Origin of the sequence: Desulfosporosinus sp. (genome assembly GCF_014237355.1) — a bacterium.
In the GTDB taxonomy this organism is placed as follows: Bacteria; Bacillota; Desulfitobacteriia; order Desulfitobacteriales; family Desulfitobacteriaceae; genus Desulfosporosinus.
Genome location: NZ_JABZFS010000050.1, coordinates 99332 through 125119 on the forward strand (window position 1 = coordinate 99332; position 25788 = coordinate 125119).

General features: G+C 44.1%; 20 protein-coding genes and 1 riboswitch. All 20 genes read left to right on the top strand.

Features of this window, described 5'->3' with window-relative positions:
- Positions 1 to 15: 15 nt before the first annotated feature.
- The 20 genes from HGJ98_RS11135 to HGJ98_RS11230 all read left to right on the top strand — a co-directional run bounded on the left by HGJ98_RS11135 (position 16) and on the right by HGJ98_RS11230 (position 25645).
- Positions 16 to 1407: a dihydroorotase family protein gene (locus HGJ98_RS11135; RefSeq protein WP_291351364.1), complete on the top strand. Its 1392-nt coding sequence runs from the start codon at positions 16 to 18 to the stop codon at positions 1405 to 1407.
- 31 nt (positions 1408 to 1438) lie between these two features.
- A complete protein-coding gene (locus HGJ98_RS11140) occupies positions 1439 to 2230 on the top strand; it encodes an IclR family transcriptional regulator (RefSeq protein ID WP_291351366.1) in 792 nt (263 codons plus the stop codon).
- Between the two features lie 62 nt (positions 2231 to 2292).
- Positions 2293 to 3774 (top strand): FAD binding domain-containing protein, encoded by a 1482-nt coding sequence (locus HGJ98_RS11145; RefSeq protein ID WP_291351367.1) that lies wholly within the window; start codon positions 2293 to 2295, stop codon positions 3772 to 3774.
- A gap of 15 nt (positions 3775 to 3789) precedes the next feature.
- Positions 3790 to 6078 carry a xanthine dehydrogenase family protein molybdopterin-binding subunit gene (locus HGJ98_RS11150; RefSeq protein ID WP_291351369.1) on the top strand — a complete coding sequence of 763 codons (2289 nt, stop codon included), beginning with the start codon at positions 3790 to 3792 and terminating at the stop codon, positions 6076 to 6078.
- 211 nt (positions 6079 to 6289) lie between these two features.
- The gene (locus HGJ98_RS11155) at positions 6290 to 7498 is read left to right on the top strand and encodes a branched-chain amino acid ABC transporter substrate-binding protein (RefSeq protein ID WP_291351371.1); all 1209 of its coding nucleotides are present in this window, start codon (positions 6290 to 6292) and stop codon (positions 7496 to 7498) included.
- Between the two features lie 200 nt (positions 7499 to 7698).
- Positions 7699 to 10044, top strand: coding sequence for a xanthine dehydrogenase family protein molybdopterin-binding subunit (locus tag HGJ98_RS11160; protein ID WP_291351373.1), 2346 nt, complete (start codon positions 7699 to 7701; stop codon positions 10042 to 10044).
- Entirely contained in the window at positions 10034 to 10924 is an 891-nt protein-coding gene (locus HGJ98_RS11165; protein ID WP_291351375.1) for a xanthine dehydrogenase family protein subunit M, read from the top strand. Before HGJ98_RS11160 ends, HGJ98_RS11165 begins: the two co-directional genes overlap by 11 nt.
- Entirely contained in the window at positions 10924 to 11424 is a 501-nt protein-coding gene (locus tag HGJ98_RS11170; protein ID WP_291351377.1) for a (2Fe-2S)-binding protein, read from the top strand. The genes HGJ98_RS11165 and HGJ98_RS11170 overlap by 1 nt, the downstream gene beginning before the upstream one ends.
- Positions 11425 to 11445: 21 nt before the next feature.
- Positions 11446 to 12366, top strand: coding sequence for a branched-chain amino acid ABC transporter permease (locus tag HGJ98_RS11175; protein ID WP_291351379.1), 921 nt, complete (start codon positions 11446 to 11448; stop codon positions 12364 to 12366).
- A 26-nt stretch (positions 12367 to 12392) separates the two neighbouring features.
- Positions 12393 to 13571 (top strand): branched-chain amino acid ABC transporter permease, encoded by a 1179-nt coding sequence (locus HGJ98_RS11180; RefSeq protein WP_291351381.1) that lies wholly within the window; start codon positions 12393 to 12395, stop codon positions 13569 to 13571.
- Positions 13572 to 13597: 26 nt separating this feature from the next.
- Complete coding sequence (locus tag HGJ98_RS11185) at positions 13598 to 14362, top strand: ABC transporter ATP-binding protein (protein ID WP_291351383.1); 765 nt, start codon at positions 13598 to 13600, stop codon at positions 14360 to 14362.
- 4 nt (positions 14363 to 14366) lie between these two features.
- Complete coding sequence (locus HGJ98_RS11190) at positions 14367 to 15083, top strand: ABC transporter ATP-binding protein (protein WP_291351385.1); 717 nt, start codon at positions 14367 to 14369, stop codon at positions 15081 to 15083.
- A gap of 413 nt (positions 15084 to 15496) precedes the next feature.
- A riboswitch (purine riboswitch) is annotated at positions 15497 to 15596 on the top strand.
- Between the two features lie 57 nt (positions 15597 to 15653).
- Complete coding sequence (locus HGJ98_RS11195) at positions 15654 to 16496, top strand: FAD binding domain-containing protein (protein WP_291351387.1); 843 nt, start codon at positions 15654 to 15656, stop codon at positions 16494 to 16496.
- The gene (locus HGJ98_RS11200) at positions 16493 to 16960 is read left to right on the top strand and encodes a (2Fe-2S)-binding protein (protein ID WP_291351389.1); all 468 of its coding nucleotides are present in this window, start codon (positions 16493 to 16495) and stop codon (positions 16958 to 16960) included. The genes HGJ98_RS11195 and HGJ98_RS11200 overlap by 4 nt, the downstream gene beginning before the upstream one ends.
- Positions 16957 to 18222 carry a molybdopterin cofactor-binding domain-containing protein gene (locus tag HGJ98_RS11205; protein ID WP_291351391.1) on the top strand — a complete coding sequence of 422 codons (1266 nt, stop codon included), beginning with the start codon at positions 16957 to 16959 and terminating at the stop codon, positions 18220 to 18222. The genes HGJ98_RS11200 and HGJ98_RS11205 overlap by 4 nt, the downstream gene beginning before the upstream one ends.
- On the top strand, positions 18219 to 19223 hold the full coding sequence (locus HGJ98_RS11210) for a molybdopterin cofactor-binding domain-containing protein (RefSeq protein ID WP_291351393.1): 1005 nt from the start codon (positions 18219 to 18221) through the stop codon (positions 19221 to 19223). Before HGJ98_RS11205 ends, HGJ98_RS11210 begins: the two co-directional genes overlap by 4 nt.
- Positions 19224 to 19406: 183 nt before the next feature.
- The gene (locus tag HGJ98_RS11215; protein WP_291351395.1) at positions 19407 to 20762 is read left to right on the top strand and encodes an NCS2 family permease; all 1356 of its coding nucleotides are present in this window, start codon (positions 19407 to 19409) and stop codon (positions 20760 to 20762) included.
- Positions 20763 to 20982: 220 nt separating this feature from the next.
- Positions 20983 to 22314, top strand: coding sequence for a 5'-deoxyadenosine deaminase (locus HGJ98_RS11220; protein WP_291351397.1), 1332 nt, complete (start codon positions 20983 to 20985; stop codon positions 22312 to 22314).
- Positions 22315 to 22316: 2 nt separating this feature from the next.
- The gene (gene ade / locus HGJ98_RS11225; protein ID WP_367142720.1) at positions 22317 to 24248 is read left to right on the top strand and encodes an adenine deaminase; all 1932 of its coding nucleotides are present in this window, start codon (positions 22317 to 22319) and stop codon (positions 24246 to 24248) included.
- Between the two features lie 329 nt (positions 24249 to 24577).
- Entirely contained in the window at positions 24578 to 25645 is a 1068-nt protein-coding gene (locus tag HGJ98_RS11230; protein WP_291351399.1) for an HD-GYP domain-containing protein, read from the top strand.
- Positions 25646 to 25788 lie beyond the last annotated feature (143 nt).

A 25788-nucleotide genomic window follows, 5' to 3' on the forward strand; every position in this document is an offset into this window, starting at 1 on the left:
GGGGAATATTCATTTATGTACAAGCTTGGGATAGTAAACGGGCATATTGTCTCCGGGAAGGAAATTAGAAAGGCTAACCTTTACATTCAAGATGGAAAGATTGCAATTGTAACAACGGAACTTCTTGAAGCAACAGAAATTTATAATGCTGAAGGTTTGCATATAATCCCAGGATGTTTGGATGTCCACTGTCATTTTCGAGATCCCGGTTATATTGACAAAGAAGACATGCTCCATGGAACTAGAGCTGCTGCCGTGGGGGGGGTTACCACTGTTTTTGATATGCCAAATACTAATCCTCCGGTAAGGGATGCCCAGAGCTTTAGAGAGAAAGCAGCTTATTTTAGTGATCGGGCCTATGTAGACTTTGCCTTGTGGGGCTTAGCGTTAGGTAAGATGAATAGTTCTAAACTGGCCGAAATGGTTGAAGCCGGAGCAATAGCCTTTAAGTTTTTCTGGGGCTACGCCTTGAATAGCAAAACCTATGAATTAATCTATAACTATAAGCCAGACATGCCGGATCTTATAGCGCCCTTAAACAATGGAGAGGTCTATGAGTTGTTTGAAGAAGTAGCCCGCACAGGCGCCTTGCTTGCCATACATGCAGAGGATCACGTACTAGTTCGAACCCTGACAGAACGAGTTCTAAAATCCGGACGTCGTGACTACACGGCTTTACTTGAAGCCCGTTCAAATCTTGCAGAAGAAGTAGCTATCGCGACAGCTATTGCTTTTAGCAAAGTGACCGGTGCTAGATTACATATTGCTCATATTTCTACCCATGAGGGTGTCGAATTAGTCAAAGAGGCTCAAAAAAAGGGGATCTCCGTAACAACCGAAACTTGTTCTCATCATCTTTTCTTAGATTCCAGCGACTATGACCGTGTTGGTCCAGCGATGAAGGTCTACCCACCTGTGAGAGGAAAATGTGACCGTCAAGCTTTATGGTCCGGTCTACAGGAGGGAACGGTGGCTCTGGTATGTTCTGACCACGCTCCTCACAAATTGACAGATAAGAAGGGGGATCTTTTTACAGTTCCGGCAGGAATGTGTGATGTGGAAACCATGCTTCCTCTAATGATCAATGAGGTCAGCCGGGGAGCTATTACTCTCCCGTTTGTTGTTCAAAAGTTGGTAGAAAATCCGGCAAAACTTTTCAATCTCTATCCCCAAAAGGGCAGCCTTGAGATTGGTTCGGATGCAGATATAGTTTTGATTGACTTAACTAAAGAAACAGAGATTCGAAACGAGAAATTGCATAGTAAGCAACCTCTAACCGGTTTTCATGGCACCTTCATAAAAGGCTGTTTAGTGGCAACATTTTTGCGTGGAAGGCAGATCGTGAAGGATGGGGAAGTCATAGGTGAACCGCAAGGGAAATTGGTTAAACCTCCAAGACAGTCTTAAGAATGATTCAGAAATTAGTGGGGTGATTTAAGTGGAGTGGTTAGATCGTATGACCATGGTCATGGATTCAATTTGCGAAGCCTCAATGGAGGGCTTAGGCGTTACAGAATTGGTCAATCGCACACAGCTGAGTAAAGGTACTCTCCATAGGATGTTAACCAGCATGGTTAAACATAATTTGGTCAGTCAGAATTCAGAAACTAAGAAATACCGACTTGGGCCTAAATCCATGGTTTGGGGAAGTAAGTTTCTAGCAGGACAGGATACCTTCGCGCTGCTTACGGAATACTGTGACCTACTTGCTGAACGCACAGGGCTCTATACCCATCTGTGCCGTTTTGATGCTGGTGAGGTCTATTGCGTCTATACTAGGCAGCCCTCTGAAGGACGAACCGCCTATTTCGTTCATGTAGGTCAAAGAATGCCTCTCCATTGTACAGCTGCCGCCAAGGCCATCCTGGCATATCAGCCTCCGAGTGCTGTTGCATCCTTATTTGCTAAAGAGCAGGTACAACGTTATACGGATTTTACGAAGTTGGACCTACAAGACCTTAGAGCAGAATTAGATGAAGTTGCGCAAACTCGAGTTGCCTATTGTGTGGAAGAGATAGAGACGGGGGTTTCAGCAATTTCTACTCCGGTGTTTCATAAAAAGGGAGAGGCCCATTTCAGCATTGGCTTACTTGAGGCAACTCAGCATCTTGATTCCCGTCGTGATTCTTTAGTAAAAGAACTCTTAGAAATTGGAGAAAAAGCCAGTGAACGTATGGCGGCAGCCTATCTGCTCACCTCAACGGGAGTGGGGGATCCGGGACGATTGTAAGTATAAGAAAAAAGGACAGTCGAGCTATATAATTATAATTTTGAGAGGAGGCTGGATTAATTTTGAGCAGTTTTACTTACCGAGCGCCCCAGACGGTGGAGGAGACTTTAAGTATTCTGCAGGAACAAGGGGTTAAAGCACGTGTTGCAGCGGGATGTACTAATATTTTGCCTGATATTGAGTCGAAAAAGATTACTGAGTGTCTTCTGGTAGATATTAGTGGTTTGGATGAACTAAAGGGTATTCAGGTAATTGACAACAAAATAACCATTGGTGCTTTGACGACGATAGATCAATTAATCCATTCTGAGGTAATTGAAGAAAATGCTTTTGTTCTATGGCAAGCTTGCCGTCAATTTGCTGATCCTTTAGTTCGCAATCGGGCAACTCTTTGTGGAAATATGGCCAAACCTTCCCCGGCAGCAGATGGTGTAGTTCCTTTATTGGCCTTGGAGGCTACTGTAACTGTAGGGAGTTTGACAACGGGGAGAAGGGATCTGCCAATAGAAGAATTTTTAGTGGGACCGGGAAAGAGTGCCTTAAAGCCTGATGAATTAATCCTTTCCGTGTCTTTCCAAGGGAATAATCCCTTAGGTTCTTTCACCAAGTTCGGTTTAAGGAAGGCCATGGCCATTTCCCTGATTAATATTGCAGTTGTGCTTGAGATGAAGGATGGAACTATTTCTAAAGCCAGAATTGCCTTGGGGTCTGTTGCTCCCACAGCGGTACGGGCCAGGAAAACCGAAGCTTTCTTATGCGGACGAGAAATTACCCCTGAGGTACTAGCCCAAGCTGCAGAACTGGTTCAGACGGAAATAAATCCGATTGGTGATATTCGTGCTTCTCGTGAATATCGATTACTTTTAGCCGGTGTCTTGCTTCGACGTACTATTGAAGCTGCCATCGCACCCGGAAGTGAACTTGCTCAAAGGGAATTTTCGGACGACAACGACAGGGCTGAAAGTTTACAACCGGCTCAGGCGGTACAAGAAGATTTAGAGGATGAAGGGGAGTCGATCCCCTCTAAAGTAGAAATCGAGTCTGTCCGCCCAATTGACCCAGGAGTCTCACGCTTAAATGAAGTTGCCATAAGGGTGAAAGTTAACGGTATCGATATTAGAGCGTCTGTTTTACCAGAAGAATCTTTGTTGGAATTTTTACGTGATAAGGTCAGAAGCTTTGATGTAAAGTGTGGGTGCAAAAAAGGAGACTGTGGAACTTGTACCGTGGTTTTTGCAGGGAAAACCGTTAAATCCTGCTTGGTTCTGGCAGCCCAGGCTCATAAGCAAGAGATTTGGACATTGAAAGGTATGGAGAACGATCAACTAATGCATGATCTGCAGGAAAGCTTTGCTAAGCATGGCGCAGTGCAGTGTGGATTTTGTACACCAGGCATGCTGGTTACGGCCAAGAGCTTCTTAGAACAGGAACCTTATCCAAGCCGAGAGCAAATTAAGGCAGCTCTTGCGGGTAATCTCTGTCGTTGTACCGGTTATAAGAAAATCGTTGATGCTGTATCCGCTGTTGCAGGCACGAGTGTATAAAAGGGGGTTAAGAATATGGAAACATCCGTTGTTGGCAAGGGACTGCCAAAGTTTGATGCTTATACCAAAGCTAAAGGAACTATTGCCTATGCAGATGACTTTAGTCTGCCGGGAATGCTGTATGCCAAAGTTCTACGCAGTAAGTATCCCGCGGCAATGATAATCTCCATCAACACTGCCCGGGCAAAGTCACTTCCGGGAGTTCATGCGGTCATGACCGGTAAAGATGTACCCCACAATAATTTGCGTGCCAAATTCGGTCAGAGTACGGATATTGGACCTAATTTTGAAGGTTTATATCGAGTGTTAGCTGAAGAAAAGGTGCGTTTTTTAGGAGAGGCCATTGCTCTTGTCGCAGCGGACAGTGAGAAAATTGCTGAAGAAGCCTTGGCTCTAATTGACGTAATTTATGAGCAGTTACCGGGAGTTTTTGATCCCATTGAGGCCCTTAAACAAGACGCTTATCTCGTCGGAGATAATGACACTAATCTGGTTTCCCAATTTAAAATTCGTCAGGGGGACGTTGAAACAGCTTTTAAAAGTGCTGATGTGATTGTCGAAAATACCTATAGCGTCCCTTTCAAAGACCACGCCTTTCTTGAACCAGAATCCGGTGTGGCCTGGGTGGATGAGAATGGAATCATCACTATTCGTGTCTGCACTCAAGTCATAGAACATTTCCGAACTGTCGCTGAGGTTTTAGGTATTCCTCATAACCATGTGAGGGTTATTGGTACTTGGGTAGGAGGGGGCTTCGGAGGAAAAGAAGATATTACTGTTGAAAGTTTTCTGGCCCTTCTAACCTGGAAAACCAAGCGGCCTGTTAAGCTGACCTATACACGGGAGGAATCCTTTTTAGCTCACAGCAAGCGACATCCTTTTGTCATGAAATACAAAACAGGGGCGACTAAGGACGGGCTGCTCGTGGCATTGGAAGCAGAATTGATCGCCGACTCCGGGGCATACACCTATCTATCCCCTTGGGTTTTACTCTATGCCACAGTGAATGCAGCGGGGCCCTATAACATCCCCAATGTCAAAGTGGACACAGTTGCTGTTCTTACAAACAATCCTTTTAGCAGCGCTTATCGGGGTTTTGGCGCTGTCCAGCCTAATTTTGCCTATGAATCTCAAATGGATGAATTAGCGCGGATTCTAGACTTAGATCCTTTGACTATCCGACTAAAGAACTGTCTGCAGCAAGGAGATACTTTGACAACTGGGGCGGATTTTGGGGGGAGTGTAGCAGTTCGAGAGGTAGCGGAGAAAGCTTGGCAGGCCTTAGGCCCAAAAAGAGCAGACCCTGGTAAACACATTAAACTTGGTCGGGGTTTGGCAGTAGGTATGATGAGTTATGGTCGTCTAACTTTCCTGCATGACACTTCCAGATCCTACATTAAACTTGAACTTGACGGCAGCGTGCTGATGCGCTCGGGTATTCCTGATCTGGGTGCTGGTCAGGCACAGGCCTTAGTCCAAATTGCTGCCGAAGAACTTGGGGTACCCTTAGAAAAAATTAAAATTTTCACTTCAGATACCTCCTTGACCCCTTTGGCTGGCACTTCGACGGCCACTAGACAACTCTATATGTCAGGTAATGCGACCTTAAAAGCAGCTCGAGAGGTTAAGGAACGCTTGATAAACAAGGCGTCAGTGATGTTAAAAGCAGATAAAACAGACTTGAAGTTCGAAAATGAAAAAATCATCCGGATCAGCGAACCCGATAAGTATTTAGCCCTGAGCACGGTTATAGGGCAATGCTCTACTGATGGAGATGAGCTATACAGTGAAGCTCAGTTTAATGCGCCTTTTACAGAGGTTCCGGTTTCAGATGTGATTACTGGACAAACCTTTGCAGATTTTACCTTCGGAGCCTATGCCGTTGAGGTGGCCATCGATGAGGAAACAGGAGAAGTCAATGTGGAAAGAGCTGTAACCTGCTACGACGTTGGTAAAGCCATCAATCCACTTAATGTTGAGGGACAATTAGAGGGAGGCGGCGTAGATTCCATTGGCTATGCGCTGACAGAGAACTTTGTGGTGGAGCAAGGTTATCTAAAGAGCCATTCCTTAGCGGAGTATCTTTTGCCGACAGCCTTGGATGTACCAGACATAGAGACGATTTTAGTGGAATCAGGCGCGGGAATTGGGCCCTATGGTGCGAAAGGGATAGGTGAACCAGCCTGTAATGCCATGGCTCCGGCAATTATTAATGCTATCCGTGATGCCGTCGGGGTTAGAATCACTTCCTTGCCGGCGACTCCTGAGAAGATCCTTTTTGCCATGCTTTCCAGAATTAAGTAAGCTCATGCTAAACCTTGGCGATGGTGTACGCTGTGCTGCAACTGCTTAGGTTACTTTGGAGAGGTTTAAATAGATTTCCCAAAAGTAACTGGAGAATAGCAGAAAACTAAAAAGGAGGGATCCTTCAGATTAGTCAAGTAAGGTTGTTGATGTGGTAAGACGGTGGTAAGGAAATTGTGGTACACAAAAAAGGAGGAGGTAGATTTTGAGAATGAAAAGACTGAATAAACTATCCATTAAGTTGTTGGCTTTAATAATGGTATTTTCTCTCGTTGCCGGTTGTGGTACACAAGGAACCGCGAGTGCCCCTAAAACGGAGACTAAAACAGTCAAAATAGCATTTCTTGGGCCCTTGACAGGTTCTAACGCCATGCAAGGGGTTGGGGCTCGCAATGCCTTTCAATTAGCGATTAAACAAGCCAATGACTCTGGCAAACTGGCCTATAAATTGGAAGTTGTGGATTTGGACGATGCCTCCAATCCCGGGACCGGAGCCTCAGCAGCGCAGAAAGCCGTTGCAGACCCGGATGTCGTAGCGGCAGTGGGACACTGGAATTCCCCGGTTGCAGAAGCAACAATACCCATCTTTAAATCAGCTGAGATTCCCTTGGTTATCTGGGGAGCCATTGGGCCTAAACTTACAAGTGCTGATAACTATCCTTATGTTACAAGGGTTGCCCCTACTCAGGTTCAAGAAAACGCTCCTCTGGCGGACTTTGTCATTAATGACTTAGGACGCAAAAAGTGGGCTATTATCTCAGATACCAGCACCTATGGTAAAAGCAACACAGATGCTTGGAAAAACGAATTGGCTAAATCCTCTGACACAGAAGTAGTTTCGGTGGACGAAATTCAAGTAGGCCAAATAGACTTCCGACCTATTCTCAGTAAAATCAAAAATCAAAATGTCGATGCCATCTACTTCGGTGGAGTCGTGATGGAAGGCGCTATGGTTCGACGTCAAGCTAACGAACTGGGATTAAACAATACTTTGCTCGTGGGTATCTCCGGTATCTTGGATGACAAATACATTGAAACCGCCGGCAGCGAAGCCGCTGAAGGGGTTATTGCTACTAAGCCTGGTAAGGACGTAAGCGAGATGGCAGGCGGTAAAGCCTTTGATGAAGCTTATACACAAGCCGGCTATAAAGAACCTTATGGTGCTTATGGTCCCTATGCTTATGATGCAGCAAATATAGTGGTGGAAGCCCTGAAACAAGCCGGTCCAGATAAGAAGGCCTTAGTAGATGCAATTACTAAAGCTAAACATGACGGACTACTAGGTACCACAACCTTTAATGAAGTGGGCCAAACTACCAACATCGCAAGTACTATTTCAGTTGTTCAAGATGGAAAATGGGTTGCTTGGGACGCTTCAAAATACAAGAGTGGAGAACGAAAATTGCCGGGTGCTAAATAACCTGTTGATTAACCAGTCTTAGGTGGAGAGTCTACCCCCACCTAAGTGGAGCACGGGGCAGCACTTCCACTATACGAAGTGGAAGGCTCAATGAAGGAATAAAGTGGATAACTTCTTGCCGGCTCTTCAATGATAATTGTTTAGTCGGTAAGAAGCCTTTAAAGGTTGAAGATGGATAGCAGATTGAGGGGGAGTATTAAATGGATTTTCAGGTAATAGGCAAAGTATTACCACGAAAAGATGGAATCGCCAAGGTCTGCGGTAAAGAACCCTTTGCAAGTGATATTGTGGTTCCGCATATGTTATACGCAGTGACTTTACGAAGTGAACACGCCCACGCTGAGATCCTTAAGATTGATACTTCGGAAGCTGAAAGCATGGGGGCAGTTTGTATAACTCCTACTGAAGTCCCGGACTTTACTTATAATGAACGAACCGTCAGTATCCCTGAAAAGACTTACTGTGACCGCAAGGTTTTACCCAGGCGTGTCCGTCATGTTGGTGAAGCTATAGCTGCTGTAGCGGCCGAGACAGAGGAACTGGCTTTTCGAGCTATGCAGGCCATAAAAGTTGAGTATAATGTCTTGCCCTCTGTGTTGGATCCTGAGGAGGCCATGAAGCCTGAGGCTGAATCTCTCTATGATGAAATCCTATTAGGAAAACAACAGCTTAAAGTTAAGCATAATGTAGCCTGCGAACGTAATATTGTCATCGGTGACCCTGAGGCGGGTTTTGCCGCTGCAGATTATATCGTTGAAAGGGACTATGATTTACCTCGGATTTATCATCATCAAATGGAGACTAAAACTGTGGTTTGCCAACCAGAAGCCAACGGCGGCATTACAATCTGGACCACAACTCAAACAATTCATAATGTGCGTCAACTGCTGGGCCAAATTTTTGAGCTGCCTTTAAGCAAGATTAACGTCAAGAAACTGAGTATTGGCGGATCCTTTGGTTCTAGTATCCAGATGAATTCCATGATACCCATTTGTGTCGCTTTAGCCTTGAAGGCCCGATGTCCAGTCAAGCTGGTTAGCAGTCGAGAAGATGATATCCATGACCACGTGAAATTTCCAGCTCGTATTAAGTTAAAAGTAGGTGTAACGAAGGACGCTAAAATAGTAGCAGCAGATATGCGGGTTCTTGTAGATATTGGCGCCCATCAAATCAATTCGTATCCTCTCCTGGGCTGTATGTCCGGCTGGTACGCTTCCTTATACAAGTGGCAGGATTTTCGATTTGACGGGACAGCAGTCTATACAAATAAGGTACCGGGCTGTGCTATGCAAGGGTACGGCAATCCCGAGGTTAACTTCGCTGTGGAGTCCCATATGGATGTTATAGCCAATGAGTGCGGTTTTGACCCGATCGAGTTTCGGCTGAAAAACTATGTAGGTATTGGCGATGAATTTTGGGGTCAAGGCCCCACGGTAAAATCCATCATTAAAAGTTGCGGTGTCGAAGAAATGCTGACGGTGGGCGCTGAGAAAATAGGGTGGAGTGAGCGTCGATCTAGCCAAGCCAAAACTGGACGTTACCGCAAAGGGGTGGGTATCGCTCGTGGTTTTCATACTTCAGGCACAGGCGGTCCTAAACCAGGAGAAGTTATCGATTATTCCAGTGCAACGATTAAAATCAATGAAGATGGAACGGTAGATGTACTGTCCCCGGTGATGGATTTAGGCGGAGGCACAGGGGAGGCCACGGTTAAAGTAGTTGCTGAGCTGCTCAAAGTCCCCTATGACAAAGTAGAACTGGCAATTGTGGATACCAGAACAACGGGCTATGATGTGAATACCCATGCCACCCGAGGGGTCTACTGTGGCTGCGGCGCTGCATTGCACGTGGCAAAACAAGTCAAGACTAAGCTCTTAGAGTTTGCCTCCCGGATTTTGGAGGAAAATCCTGACGATTTGGACTTGAGTTATGAACCGGAAGAAAAGAAAACCATAATTCATGTTAAGAGATTTAAACAAAAACAAATAAGCATTGGTGAAGTTGCCAAGCTTGCTCAAATTTATAGTTGGGGTACCATAGCAGTTTCGGACAGTTATAGGCAGAGAAACTGCCCACCTTGTTTCGTCGCTCATTTTATTGAGGTGGAGGTTGATACCTGGACAGGAATCGTTAAGGTTCCGAGGGCTATACTGCTTGCGGATTCCGGAACCCCTATTAATCCGGATATGCTGGAAGGCCAGTTAATTGGCTCTTTATCCAGAGGGCTGGGATATGCTGCCTATGAAAGTACGGAAAATGATTTGGAAACAGGTAAGCTGTTATGTGGAGGCTTCATCACGGATAATAAGATTCCCACCAGCTGCGAGATGCCTTTAATGGATAATATTGAAGTGTATTTTGCCCATACCTATGAGCCTACCGGGCCTTTCGGGGCTAAAGGAATTGGTGAGGCAGCGCTGAATTCCGTGGCCGCAGCTTATGCTAATGCTATTTACAATGCAATAGGTATTAGATTTTACCATACTCCAATTACACCGGAAAGAATCCTGCAGGCCCTGGAAGGAGGTACCTCCGTTGAAAACTAATACAAAAATCTTGGCGTCAGAATTTGAATATCTGGAATGTCCAACCCTTGCGGAAGCTTTAAACTGTCTGTCGAAGTATAATGGCAAGGCTAAAATTCTTGCAGGGGGGACTGACTTATTGATAAAAATGAAAAGTGGGCTGCTCCAATGCCAATACCTTATTTTTGTTAAGAAGATTGAAGCCCTGAATTATCTTATCTCAGACAAGAAAACCTTGAGGATCGGGCCCATGATCAGCTTAAGGAGCATTGAAAAGAATGAGCAGGTCAAGGCCTATTACAGTGCTTTGTTTGAAGCGGTTCGTTCAATGGCAGCTACCTCAGTAAAAAATATGGCGACTATTGGCGGAAACCTCTGTAATGGGTCACCGGCTGCAGATACTGCATCCCCACTGCTGGTCTATGGCGCAACTCTGAAATTATCCAGTATACGGGGAGATCGAATTGTTCCGGTCGAAGAATTTTTTGTAGGACCTAGTCAAACGGTTTTGGAGAGTGATGAACTGCTAACAGAAATTTGCCTGCCTGATTTAGGAGACCAAGTTGGCAGCAGCTTTCTTAAATTGGGGAGGGTATCAGCTGATATCGCCAAAATTAATGTTGCAGTCTGTTTAAATCGCACCGGCAAGATTATCGGCAATTGTAGGATTGCCTTCGGCTCGGTAGCGCCTACACCCATTAGAATACCTGAGGCAGAAGAAATCCTTAAGGGTGAAGAAATGAGCGATGAGTTAATAGTCAAAGCTGCCAAGGCCGCGGCTGGCCTAATCAAACCGATTACCGACAAACGGTCAACGAATAGCTATCGTCAACAAGTAAGTAAAGTGATCCTGGAAGAGGGTATACGGTCAGCATGGCAGCGGGCTGGAGGTGAGCTGTAATGGAGAAAAGGTTAATTAAAATCACTATTAATGGTAGGGTACGAGAATTGTTCGTTAAGCCGAATGATCTCCTTCTCAATGTTTTGCGCAATGATTTAAACCTCATGGGTACCAAGTACGGTTGTGGTATCGGAGAATGCGGAGCTTGTACAGTGCTCTTAGATGGCCAAACCGCCTTGGCTTGCCTTATTTTAGCTGTAACGGTTGACGGTCAAGAGATTACAACTATAGAAGGGATGGGTGATCCTGTTCAACTGCATCCCCTTCAGGAGTCCTTCATTGAGCATGGCGCTGTACAATGCGGCTTTTGTACCCCGGGGATGTTGTTGGCTGGTGAGGCCTTACTTAAGGAAAATCCTAATCCTAATGAGGAGGAAATTCGCGAGTATCTGAGGGGCAATCTTTGTCGCTGTACTGGTTATGCAGCAATCGTTAAGGCAATTAAGTCGGAAGCAAAATGTCAAAGTGTTAACCCGGGTACCCTTAGTGAACAAGACTAAACAAAAAGGAGGTTGGGGCTTTTGTCACTTCTCTTATCTCAGGTTATCAATGCAATAATGCTGGGTTCTACCTATTCATTGATTGCCATTGGCTTCTCCCTATTCTTTGGAGTTATGGATATAGTTGTATTTTCAGCAGGAGACGTAGCGATTGTTGCTGCATTTAGCATTTTGGTGCTCATGGGAACTCAAATGCTTCCTGTTCTGGACTCTATACTCCCTCACGCTGTTTCTTCAGTGGTAATTGTTTTCGTGGGGGCAATGATCACTGCCTTACTCATGTTGCTGATGTATCGTCTAGTGATTAAACCCTTTGAAGGGAAGAGTCCGCTGATGCCCCTTCTCAGTACCATAGCTTCCGGTATTGTCCTTCGAGAACTGATTGGTATTTTCTATCCTCAAGGAAGAAATCCCCAGGCTTTTCCTCAGATGCTCCCTAGTGGAACAATTTCTTCCAGCCTTATGATATCCTGGCGAAATGTTATTATTATTCTGGCCACAGTATTCCTAGTGGCACTGCTCTATTGGTTTGTCAATAAAACTAAAATTGGTTTATCTATTCAAGCTGTGTCTCAGAATAGAGAAGCGGCCATGATGGTAGGGCTTAACTGGCGGCTAAGTATTTTGGTGACCTTCTTGATTGGGGGATTTTTACTAGGGGTCAGTGGTTTCCTGGTAGCATCCTATTCTGAAGTTGTGCGTTTTGACATGGGCTCAATGTATGGATTAAAAGGATTCAGTGCTGCTGTGGTAGGTGGTCTAGGCAGTATGTTCGGCGGAATAGCTGGAGGCATGCTCATTGCCTTTATCGAAGTTTTTGTTACCGCTTATATTCCCGGAGGCTCAGCCTATTCCGGTGTTGCCGGATTTTTGATGGTCATCGTTTTTATATTATTTAAGCCTGAAGGAATTCTTGGAGAAAAAACAGTCGAAAAGGTCTAGTATGCCCCAGAGGAGGAGGTTAACAAGTGCAGAGAGCTGCTTTTGCTTCAAAAAATAGTCTGGTTACACTGCTCGTTAGTGTCTTAGCTTGTGTGTTTTTATATTTTGCCTTGGTGGGATCCTTATTTGTTGCCTTGACTGTCATAGGCTTAGGTTTAGCCTTAATTGTATTTGGTGAATATATGGGCAAAGCTGAAGCAATTCACACAGCCTTTGGAGAACACAGGATTTTGGGTATAGCCGTGTTGATCATGTTTGTCCTGACCCTCCCATTTTTATTAAAGGGCAACAATTATTTGCTCCATATTGTTGTCATGGGGGGAATCTACAGTGTCGTGGCTCTGGGGCTTAACTTTCAGATGGGTAGTACTGGAATGGTAAACTTTGCAACTGCAGCGTTTTTTGGAACGGGTGCCTATACTTCAGCTCTCTTAGTTACGAAGTTTAGCATTTCACCCTGGCTGGGTACAGTAAGTGGATTGGCAGCGGCTGCTTTTCTGGGGCTGCTCTTTGGTATCCCGGCTTTAAAAACACGCGGTTATTACCTTTCTCTTGTTACCATGGCTTTGCAGGTCATATTTACTCTGATGATCATTAATACAAGTTGGCTAGGCGGCCCCAATGGTGTTCCAGGTATACCTGCTTACAATATCGCAGGGTTTTCCTTCAAGACATCTGTCGTGTTATTCGGTATGAAATTACCTTATCAAGCAAATTACTACTACTTGGTTTTCGCCATTCTTGGTTTGGCAGTTTTGGTAGCGGGACGTTTGTATAATTCCCATGTGGGTTTAGCTTGGAATGCCATCGAACAAGATGAAATTGTGGCTGTTACCCAAGGAATTAATCAGACTAAGATTAAACTATTGGCTTTTGCTTTGGGAGCAGCTTTCGCCGGCCTAGCAGGCGCCTTATATGGACATTATACGAGTTTTATTGGTGTGGAGAATTTTGACTTTTCCATATCCCTCATCTTCATCTGCATGGTTTTATTGGGAGGAATGGACAATGTACTTGGCGTTGTCCTTGGAGCAATGCTGCTGACCATAGTTGATGAGAAACTTCGCGATTTCGCTGACTACCGGATGTTAATGTACAGCTTAATCTTAATCATTATTTTGTTAGCCCGTTCCCAAGGTTTGCTGCCAAAGCGAATTAGAAAGTACGGTAAATTAAGAGACAGCAAGATAGAACCTAATTTCTAACGGATGAATGGGGGGCAATTAAGGCCATGAAAGTTATGCAGACAGAGTCTCTTACAATAAATTTTGGAGGACTAAAGGCTGTCGATGAAGTAGATTTTGCAATTGCTGATGAGGTAGTAGGATTATTAGGCCCCAATGGTTCGGGTAAAACGACCTTTTTAAATCTGGTAAGCGGAATTTATCGGCCAACCAGCGGCAAAATCATCTTTCAACAAGAAGATATTACTGGATCGGGAGCCCATGTTATTCGGGGTAAAGGTATAGCCCGCACTTTCCAGACTAATCGGCTTTGCCTAAACCTTAGTATTATTGATAATATGCTCCTTGGTCTTTACAGTAAGAAGAAATCCACTTGGTGGCAAGCTATTCTTCAACCGAAGCAATGCAGAAAAGAACTTAGACAAAATATTGAGAAATGTTTGCAATTGCTTGAGCATTTCAATCCAGATTTAGTTGACAAAGCCTATGATCCCATTACTAGTATAGCCCTTATCGATCGGCGCAGAATTGAAATTGCTAGGGCAATCGTTGGTAACCCCAGGTTATTATTGCTTGACGAGCCAACAGCTGGGCTAAACTCTGAAGAAACAACCCAAATCATCAACGATATCGGAAAGATTCGCCAGGGCGACCAGCAGATATGTATGATCATTATCGAACACGATATGAACGTTATCTCGAGCATTTGTAATAGGGTTGTTGTTTTAAATGCTGGCAAGAAAATCGCCGACGACACCTATCAAGAAATTTGTAAGAACGAGCAGGTGCAAACTGCTTATCTAGGAGGATAAGATCATGCTAGAACTTTGCAATATCAGTACAAAATATGGTCAGATTCCTATGTTAATGGAGGTAAGTATTAAGGTTGAGAAAGGTGAAGCGGTCTGTTTATTAGGGGCTAACGGGGCCGGAAAGACAACTGTGTTAAAAACTATTATCAGTATGGTTAAGCCTATTAAGGGAGAGGTCTATTTTAATGGTCAAAGGCTTGATCTTCTGCCTTCACATAAAGTAATTCAGGCAGGAATCGCTATTGTACCGGAGCGGGAAGGATTATTCCCCAAACTTACTGTAGAAAATAATCTGCTGATGGGGGCTTATTACGAAAAAGATAAGAAAAAAATCAACCACAGAATGGAAGAAGTCTTAACAATCTTTCCTAAACTAAAAGAGAGGTTCCGGCGGAATGCAGGTACCCTGAGTGGTGGTGAACGGAAGATGCTGGGGATTGGGAGAGCGCTTTTAGCTGATCCGCAAGTGTTATTGCTAGATGAACCTTCCCTGGGTCTTGCTCCTGCTTTGGTTCATGAAGTTTATACTGTTATTGAAAGGATTAAAAGAGAAAAGAATCTGGCCATTCTTTTAGTTGAACAAAATGCTTTAAAAGCTTTGTCAATTGTAGAACGAGGGTATGCCTTGCAAAAGGGAGGGATCTTTCTGGAAGGTTCCAGTGCAGAACTTCGAGAAAACAAGATCGTGGTAGAATCCTATCTTTCTAGCTGTAGTGTATAACTAACGGACGAGAGAGAGTCAGGCATATCGAAGTAAAAAGTAGATTCAAACTATGGATTACATAATGCTTAGTCACTAATAAATTCTTGATAATAGAATAAAGCTTTCTGCGAGGCAACCGTAATTGCTTCTCTATGTGCCGGACATGGTTATTAGAGTTGAGATAGGGTTGTTTTTTGTATTAGAATAGTTATAGTTGCAGTTCTCGGGGAATCAAGAAAGTGTTCTTGTGAGTTGGAGATTTATAATGTTTATAGGTAAATAGTGGATACATAGTAAATAATTATTTGAACCTTTAAAGAAGGATATTTTAGATTAATATCGAATTTTATAACATAAAGAATTGTTCCTGATTCTTAATCCTTATTCTTATCATACTGAGAAGTGTTGACTGATCCGAGAATCCAGAATTAATTAAATAATGTTTCTTTACTCATATAACCTCGATAATTGGTTCGAGGGTTTCTACGAAGCAACCTTAATTGCTTCTCTATGAGCCAGGGATGGCCATAGAGTCTTGTAATAGAGGTTGCTTTTTCGTGTCTTCAAATTTATAAATGAGGTGAGAAAATGAAGTATTTTCAACCGCACAGCGTGGAAGATGCTCTAGAAATCGCTCAAACAGCAGAGGCTACTTTCTTAGCTGGGGGAACTGATCTCGTGCTTCACATGCGTACAGGTAAAGTACAGCCTTCCGGAATCATTGATTTAGGCAAAGTATCAGTTCTTCGTGAGATCAAAATTACCGACGGATTTTTGAACATCGGGAGCATGGCTACGTTTGCAGATTTAGGAAAGAGTGAACTGGTTCTTCGGAACGCCTATGCTCTTTGGCAGGCCTGTCAGACTATGGGCTCTCCACAAATTCGTAATCAGGCAACTTTGGGCGGTAACTTAGGTAACTGTTCACCAGCTGCGGATGGCTTACCACCCCTCCTAGCGTTGGGGGCTGAGGTTCATTTAATGTCCGCCGAGAAAGAGGAGATCGTTCCTTTAGCGACTCTTTTGGGACGTACTCCACTTCTTGGGCAGGAAACTCTTATTCGTGGATTTCGTATTCCATTAAAGGAACTGAAAAGTGGGTTTGCTAAACTAGGTCGACGCAGAGCCTTAGCCATTGCGCGTCTGAGCGTTGCTGTGGCTTTGGAAGTTAATGAAAATAAGGTTGAGAATGTTCGTGTAGCTCTAGGGGCAGTTGGCAGACGTGCTTTCCTTAGTGAATCTCTTAGCCAGGTCTTAAGTGGTCAAGAATTAAATCAGGAATGGTTAGAAAAAGGAGTTTTAGAAGTTCAACGGATTGTCCGAGAAGCTTTGGGAACTCGGGCATCTGCGCCCTATAAAAGAGTAGCGGTTTCTGGAGTCTTTCGTGAAGCTTTAGAATCCATCATCACAGAGGGAGGGATACAAGCATGATAGAGATTAATCTTGTGGTTAATGAAAAGCCTTATACCTTGAACGTTGAACCGAGTGAACGTCTCATTGATGCTTTACGCAACCGTCTAGGACTACTTGGAACAAAAGAAGGATGCGGTGAAGGTGAGTGCGGAGCCTGCACCGTGATTATGGACGGTAAAACTGTGAACTCCTGCCTTGTTCTTGCTGCTCAAGCTAATGGAAGTGTTATTACTACGATAGAGGGAGTAGGAAATCGGCGCTCCCCTCATCCAGTTCAGAAGGCCTTTGTTGAAGTCGGAGCCGTCCAATGTGGATTCTGTACCCCTGGGATGGTTTTATCTGCAAAAAATTTACTGGATAGGAATTTAAAGCCTAGTGAAACGGAAATAGGAATTGCTATGTCCGGGAACCTTTGTCGATGTACCGGATATGACAAAATTCTGCGCGCTGTGAAAATCGCTGCTGAGGAGGGGGCAAAATGAAATCTTCAGTAATAGGTTCGCGAGTTGTCAGAGAAGATGCATGGGGAAAAGTCTTTGGGCAAACTAAGTTCCCTGCGGACGTAAATCTCCCAGGCCAGATCTATGCAGTGGTTATTCGTAGTCCCCATCCTCATGCCAAAGTTTTAGGTATTAACTCCGAGAAGGCCATGAGCCTTGAGGGTGTTGTGACAGTTTTGACAGCCAAGGATGTTCCTAATAATTCCCATGGAGTGCTCTTTCGCGATCAGCCAGTTCTCGCTGAATATGTACGCATGGTTGGAGACCCGGTGGCGGTAGTCGGAGCGGAAACAGAGGAAATTGCTCGCGCTGCTGCAAAGCTTGTAGTCGTAGAATACGAGGTTCTGCCTGCAGTTTTTGACCCAGAAGAGGCTATGACGCCTGCTGTACTCCCTCTACATCCAAACCTTCGTCCAACTAATGTTCTTTATCACATGCCGATCCGACGTGGAAACATGGAAGAGGGTTGGGCTAAGGCAGATATAGTCATTGAGAAAGAATACAGCACTCAACATGTGGACCATGCCTTTTTGCAACCCGAGGCGGTGTTGGCTTATGTGGATGAACGCGGACACATGGTAGTGCAAACAGCTACCCAATACGCTCACTATGATCGGGGTGAAATTGCCCATGCTTTAGGGCTTCGCTTCAGTCAAGTTCAAGTCAAAACCTTAGCCGTGGGAGGAGCTTTTGGGGGACGAGAAGATATTTCACTGCAGATTATCGCGGCCCTTATGGCCAGGAATACACTCCGACCTGTAAAAATGGAAAATACTCGGGAAGAATCTTTTTATTCCCATTCCAAACGTCACCCCATGAAGATGCATTATAAGACTGGTGCAACAAAGGATGGCAAGTTAGTGGCTTTAGAAGCCAAGATCATTGGTGATGCAGGAGCTTATGCTTCGTGGAGTATCAACGTTTTGCGCAAATCGGCGGTCCATGCAAGCGGCCCGTATGTCATTCCTAATGTTTCAATTGATAGCTACGCAGTGTTTACCAACAATCCCTATGCCGGAGCTATGCGAGGCTTTGGTGCAGCTCAAACTGTCCTGGCTTATGAAAGTCAAATGGATCTCCTTGCCAGGGAGATTGGGATTTCGCCGTTAGAAATTCGCTTACGCAATCATTTTAAGGTGGGAAGTACAACGGCCACTGGTCAAGTACTGACGGGTAGCGTTCCACTCGATCAGTGTCTGGCAAAAATCGCACCTTATCTCGAGAGAGGGGGGGACTCCCAGTGAAAAAGAGGGGAATTGGATTAGGTTGTTCTTGGTATGGCACAGGTTACGGGAACGGATTCCCAGATGTCTCAAGCGCCTTTATAGAGATTCACGATGACGGTTCAGCCACGGTGCTGACCGGGGCCGTTGATGTTGGACAAGGGAGTAACTCGATCTTTGCTCAAATTGTCGCGGAAGAACTTGGACTGGAGTCTCAGGATATCTGTGTTTATTCTGGTGATACGGATGCCACGCCGGATTCAGGGACAACGGCGGCAACAAGGCAAACCTATAATACGGGAAATGCAGTATTGAAAGCCGTTCGCCAAGCAAAATCTTCGCTGTTGGATTATGCGGCTCACAAGTTTTCCTGTCCGACGACAGAAGGAATTGAGTTAAAGAACGGTTCTATAGGGGTCAAAGGGGATCCTTCTCGCCAGATGCCTTTAGCAGATATGGTGTTCCAAGCTCGCTTAGCGGGGGAACGTTTTATTAGTGCAGAAAGCTCGACAGCGCGTTCAACGCCTGTAGACCCGGAAACCGGACAAGGAGCGCCTTACTGGCCTTATGCCTTTGGCTGTCAGTCTGCTGAAGTTGAAGTTGATACAGAAACGGGTATGGTTCGTGTTCTTAAAGTAGTTGCAGTTCATGATGTAGGAAAGGCCTTAAATCCGACTCAAGTTGAAGGACAAATTGCGGGCGGAGTGACTCAAGGCATAGGATTTGCTTTGCTAGAGGAACTAGAATTACACGAGGGCAAAATTAAAAATCCCGCCCTTTCTAGTTATTTGATTCCCACGGCCTTAGATGTGCCTAATATAGAAGCTTTGTATGTGGAAGATGCAGAGTGTACCGGTCCGTTTGGTGCGAAGGGACTGGGCGAACCAGCAATGCTTCCAACCGTTGCGGCAATTATCAATGCAATTGATGATGCTGTGGGAGTAAGGATTACGTCTTTACCAGCGACGCCAGAAAAGATATTGCAAGCGTTGGCAGAGAAAAAGAGGGGGGGAGAAAGTTAGCATCCAGAAGCTGAAATTGAGTTATTATTTGTATTCAGGTGTTTATTTTGTGATGCAATCATGAATTAGCAATGCAGTAATTTAGGAGAAACAACAAAGTTAATAAAATCAATAAGTTTAGCTTAAACTACAAAGTAGAAATGAAATTAACATTAGGGACTGTAATTAATGGGAGGGCTGTTCATGTCAACCGTTAAAAATTCATCAGGGAACCCAGAAGGCTTCTTAGAAAAGTATTTTAAACTAAACGAATTAGGGACAAATGTTCGAACGGAAATTATTGCGGGGTTAACCACGTTTGTTACGATGGCATATATTTTATTTGTAAACCCCTTAATATTACAAGATGCCGGAATGCCTATTAGTGCGACTTTTGCCGCTACCGCCATGGCAGCAGCATTTGGTACCCTGATTATGGGGTTGTACGCCAACTATCCTATCGCCTTAGCACCTGGAATGGGGCTTAATGCCTTCTTTACGTATACTGTTGTTCTAGGTATGGGACTTAGTTGGCAAACAGCACTCGGAGCAGTTTTCATTTCAGGTATCGTCTTTTTCATTATGACGGTCACGAAAATTCGAGAGTGGATTATTGAGGGCGTACCTCCGGTTTTACGAATTTCTATTGGGGTAGGTATAGGCTTATTTATTGCTTTTATTGGACTTAAAAATGGTGGCCTAATTGTTGCTGATCAAGCCACGTTTGTTAAACTGGGAAATATGAAGTCACCTGGCGTTCTTGTTACTGTCTTCGGTCTCATCTTTACGGGTGCGCTGATATCAAGGAAAGTTAAAGGCGGTTTGTTGATTGGGATCATTGCTACGACGTTATTGAGCATGATCATGGGTGTTTCTCCGTATCCAACTGGAATATCGAGTTTTATCTCCCTTACTAATCCATTTGCTGCTGTTGCACCGGTAGCCTTCGAACTTGATATTTTGGGAGCTCTAAGTTATGGATTTATTTCGATTCTCTTTGCCTTTACCCTGGTAGACTTGTTTGACAATATCGGCACCTTACTTGGAGTAACGCGTAAAGCAGGTCTTTTAGACGAAAACGGAAATTTACCTCGTGCTGGAAAAGCCTTAATGGCAGATTCGGTGGGAACGACTTTCGGATCTATCGTGGGAACTCCAACCGTAACGTCATATATTGAAAGTGCCGCCGGCGCAGCTGAAGGTGGTAAAAGTGGACTCACTGCTGTTACGGTTGCAGGTCTCTTCTTAGTCTCGCTAATTTTTGCTCCTCTGGTAGGACTGATTCCTGGTCAAGCAACTGCACCTATTTTGATATTAGTGGGTGTCTTGATGATGGCGGAAGTTGTTCACATTAACTTTGACGACTTTACTGAAGCTTTACCTGCCTTCATGACGATCGTTATGATGCCGTTAACCTTCTCCATAGCTCAAGGTATTGCATTCGGATTTATGTCTTACACCTTAATTAAACTTGTGAGTGGCAAGCATAAGGAAAATAATTTAGTTATGTACGTTTTCACGGTTCTCTTTATCATTCACTTTATTATCGGAGGACATTAATCTAACCTTAAAATGGCCCGGAGAGATGTGGTGGTCACATCTCTCCATAACTGGAAAACTGTGGTGGATTTTCTCCCTGAGATAAAGTATAGTTGATCTGATCTAGGAGCTACCAAAAATTAAAGGTCAAAGTAGGATAGGGTTGCCTAGGTTTACCTAATGCTAGACGTTTTTCGTTTGGCGAGAGCGCCTTTAGCAAGAAGGGAAAGGATGAAATAGGATGCGTATTCTCTTTAAAAATGCCACTATTGTATCAATGAATGCCGCGCGTGAGATTATTATGGGAGACCTGCTTGTAGATGGATCTCAAATCGTGGCCGTTGGTGGTGTCATCGAACAACCTGCAGATCAGGTAATAGAGCTTAATGGGGATCTAATAATTCCCGGCTTAATTCAGACTCATATTCATTTGTGCCAAACATTATTTAGGGGTCAGGCAGACGATTTAGAGCTTTTAGATTGGCTTAGGCTAAGAGTTTGGCCTTTGGAAGGCGGACATGATCCAGAATCCTTGTATGATTCAGCATTATTAGGTATTGGAGAGTTGTTCCTTGGAGGGACCACGACGATTGTGGACATGGAAACTGTGCATCATACAGAACATGCCTTCGAAGCTATTCTTTCTACCGGCTTGAGAGCTTTGAGTGGAAAGGTTATGATGGATGATTGCAACGGAGATCTTCCTCCTTCTTTACAAGAGAAGACGGATGTTTCTTTGCAAGAAAGCGTCGATTTATTTGAGAAATACAACGGCAAAGGAAATGGGCGGCTCGAAGTTGCTTTTACACCTCGTTTCGTTATTTCCTGCACCGATACATTATTAAAGGAAGTTTCCCGACTCGCAAAAGAAAAAAATGCCTTTGTGCATACACATGCTTCTGAAAATCGCTCGGAAATACAGGTTGTCGAGAGCACGCGAGGGATGCGCAACATCGTTTACTTGGATAAAGTCGGTTTAACCGGGCCAAAACTAATATTAGCGCATTGCATCTGGCTGGATGAGGCAGAAAAGGAAATTCTGGTCCAGACTAAGACTCGAATTTCACATTGCCCTTCTTCGAATCTGAAGCTAGCCTCGGGGATTGCACCGATTCCAGAGCTTATGAAACGCGGGGCAGAGGTTTCCTTGAGCGCAGATGGAGCACCTTGCAACAACAATTTAGACGGATTTCGAGAGATGCGTCACGCAGCATTGATTCAGAAACCCCTACATGGCCCAACGGCCATGCCTGCACGAGAGGTTTTTGAGATGGCGACCCTAGGTGGTGCTCGGGCCATTGGTCATGAACATGATCTAGGAAGCTTAGAAGTCGGAAAAAAAGCAGATTTGGCAGTGGTTAGCTTGCAGGGGTTGCATACTTGGCCTAATGAGCATGTTGATGTTTACTCACAATTAGTATATCAAGCAGTTTCTTCGGATGTCCGGTTAACAATGGTAGACGGCCAAATAGTCATGAAAGATCGCCAACTGTTAACGATTGATGTTCCAAAGCTTAAGATAAGTTCGACAAAGAGTTTAAATAGGGTTATGCAGCGGGTTGGACTGATATAAGAATGCTGACGCGGTATTCAATATCGCAGCGCCAGGAAAACGAACCGTTAGGTTCGTTTTCCTGGTGTATGCCCCTGAAGCGGCACCAGCAGATGATGAAGGTCGGGCAGCTTCGCCCACATCCTGCAAGAAAGCTAATTAGTGCGAAGACAGTGTCTGCGTGTGCGGGCGCTAACCAAGATATCTGTTTGGATGGAGTGATGGAAATGTCGAACTATAAGCAAACGATGGATGAGGCCCGGGGGCTTGTTAAGATTGACTTGGTTCTGCGACGAGCTAAGTTAGTTAATGTCTTTTCTGGAGAAATTCATGAAACGGATATTGGAGTACATGAAGGTGTTTTTGTCGGTATTGGCAAGTTCGAGAAAGCAGAGAATGAACTTGATTTATCCGGCAAATATGTTGTTCCTGGTCTGATTGACGGACATGTTCATATCGAAAGCTCGCATCTTTGTCCGGAAGAATTCTGTTCCCTTCTTCTTTCCCATGGAGTTACCACTGCTGTTGTAGATCCCCATGAAATTGCTAATGTTACGGGGATCAAAGGAATTCAATATATTCTTGATAGTGTTGACAGGTTACCCTTCAATACGTTTGTTGCCCTTCCTTCTTGCGTTCCAGCTACAGAACTGGAGACCTCAGGGGCTCGTCTTGAAGCGAAGGATTTGTTACAATTCGTTGGTCATCCCAGAGTGATAGGTTTAGGGGAGGTTATGGATTATCTAGGTGTGATCCAAGCTAATCCCGATATGGTAGACAAGTTGAAACTGCCGGTTCCCTTTTTTGATGGGCATGCTCCAGGAATATCTCCGCAGGATTTAAATGCCTATTATCTAGCGGGAATACACACGGAGCATGAATGTTCCACTGTTGAAGAGGCTAGAGAGCGTCTAAGACGTGGTTTTCATGTTATGCTTCGCGAGGGCAGCGCTGCTAAAAACCTCATAGATCTATTGCCAGTGGTCACCTCTCAAAACTCAGGGCAATGTCTTCTTGTAACGGATGACCGTCATCCGAGGGACCTTATTCACGAAGGAAGCATTGATCATCTTGTTCGTTTGTCAATCAAGGCAGGCATGGATCCTGTGCAGGTCATTCAAATGGCCACGATTAATGCGGCTCGTGCCATTGGACTTAAGCATTTAGGGGCTGTGGCTCCTGGATATCAGGCTGACTTCGTTGTTTTGGAGGATCTTAACACCTTTGAGATCCTGGAAGTATTTTGGCGTGGAATAAAACAAAGTGAAGGCAATGAGCGTCCACGATTTTCACGCTATAATGTCGCAGGACTTACGAAAAGTGTTCATCTTGGTAAGTGGTCCTCAGATAAGCTGAGGGTTTTTACAAATAGCGAGTCAAAGTCGAATCAAGCCCAGGTTCGGGTTATCGGAGTCCAAGAGCATTCGCTGGTGACGTCTGCCTTGATCCGTGAACTGCCGGTCCGTAATGGTCTTGTTTATCCAGATCCGGCTCAGAGAATTGCGAAGATTGCTGTGATTGAACGACATCACAAAACAGGTAACGTAGGTCTCGGATTTGTCGAAGGATTGGAATTGAAAAAAGGAGCCATAGCTTCAACAATAGCTCATGATTCGCATAACTTAGTTGTCGTAGGAATGAGTGACGAAGAGATGAACTTGGCAATTATGACCTGTAATGAGATGGAGGGCGGGCTTTGCCTTGTTGATGGTACTCAGGTAATAGGCAAGCTTCCTTTGCCAATTGCAGGTCTTATGACGGATCAGGATGCTGAAACAGTTGCACAAAGTCTAACCGAAATGCATGAGAAGGCACTTTGCCTTGGAATTAGTGAAAAGGTTGATCCGTTTATGACTCTAGCCTTTCTTTCCCTGCCGGTAATTCCCCTCTTGAAACTGACAGACTTAGGGCTGGTAGATGTAGAGCATTTTCGATTGACGAAGGTCGTTTTGTAAGGGTAGGTTAAAAATGGAACTGACAGTTAGTATATTTTATGGAAAGTGTCATCTTAGCTTATTATTTAGCTAAGATGGCATTTTTTTTTCTGTAGCAACTTCAGAAAATTGTTAATATACTTCCTGAGATGTATTGAAAACTATTACCTATTAGTATAATATTATAATTAATAAACAATATTAAATGATAATGGTATGTCGGTATTTCTAATCAAGTAGGACTAAAGGGAAAAATTTATTTAAAATACCTAAACAATTAAAGGTTTTTACGGTATTTTGACGAATTAAATCGATTAGAGAAATGACGCAGATGGATAGGGTGAAGATTCATGCGCTTGGTAAATACTCGTTATATCAGGGAAGGATCAGTCTTAGCACGTCCTGTGATTAGTCCTTCAGGTAGTGTTTTATTGCAATCAGGAGTTCGTGTAACTGCCTCCTATATTGAACGTCTAAAAGATATGGGTTATGATGTTTTATTTATTCAGGATGATCGACTGGATGATGTTGAATTTGGTAAGTCTATAACTGGGCAAACACGTGAAGTTGCCTATAAAACAATTAAACATGTTAGCAGTTATATTGAGAGTGGTATGGAAGGTTCTCTAGTGGTGGACGACGTGCGAGCAGCCATTCAGAAAATGGTTAATGATTTGTTGGCTAGTTCAGACATTCTAGGGAATTTGACTGAGATTCAGGGATATGATAATTATACATTTCACCACTCCATTAATACATCGATTATCGGACTTGTACTAGGTATCGCTTCAGGTTATTCTGAGCGGAAACTACTTGAACTTGGCATGGGCATACTCATGCATGATATTGGGAAAATATTAATTCCAGAATCGATTTTAAATAAGAAGACACCACTTACAGTGGAAGAATTTGAGGAGATCAAGCGACATACGGTCAAGGGATTTGAAATCCTGCGCAAAAATAATGATTTCAGTCTACTGTCCACTCATGTAGCCTTTCAACACCAAGAAAAATGGGATGGTTCAGGTTATCCAAGGGGTCTTAAAGGAAGCGAAATTCACGAATATGGTAGGATTACGTCAGTTGCCGATGTGTACGAAGCCCTTACCAGCAAACGAGTTTATCGCAAAGCCATTGAGCCCAATGAGGCCTTTGAATATATCATATCTCAATCGAATTCTCATTTCTGTCCAAGAACCTTAGAAATATTTAAGAAACATATCGCCGTCTACCCCTCTGGTTCCGGTATACTTCTAAGCAATGGACAAAGAGGAAACGTTGTAAAACAAAATCCTTCGTTTCCTAATCGCCCCTTCGTTAGGGTGTTTTACGAGGATGAACGGGAACTGGCCTGCCCAATTGATTATAATCTAGCAGAGTGTCCGTCGCTAATGATTGTTTCCGTCGATAATCGCTGAAACCAAAGAAGTAGTAAAAATGAGAAAATTATGAGCTTTAGGTTTACTTCTATAAAGTGAAGTAAACCTAAGGCTCTTTCAGTGTAGACCCCCATGCCGCTTCGAGGCACCACGGATGAATGAAAGATCCAGTATGCTTTTGT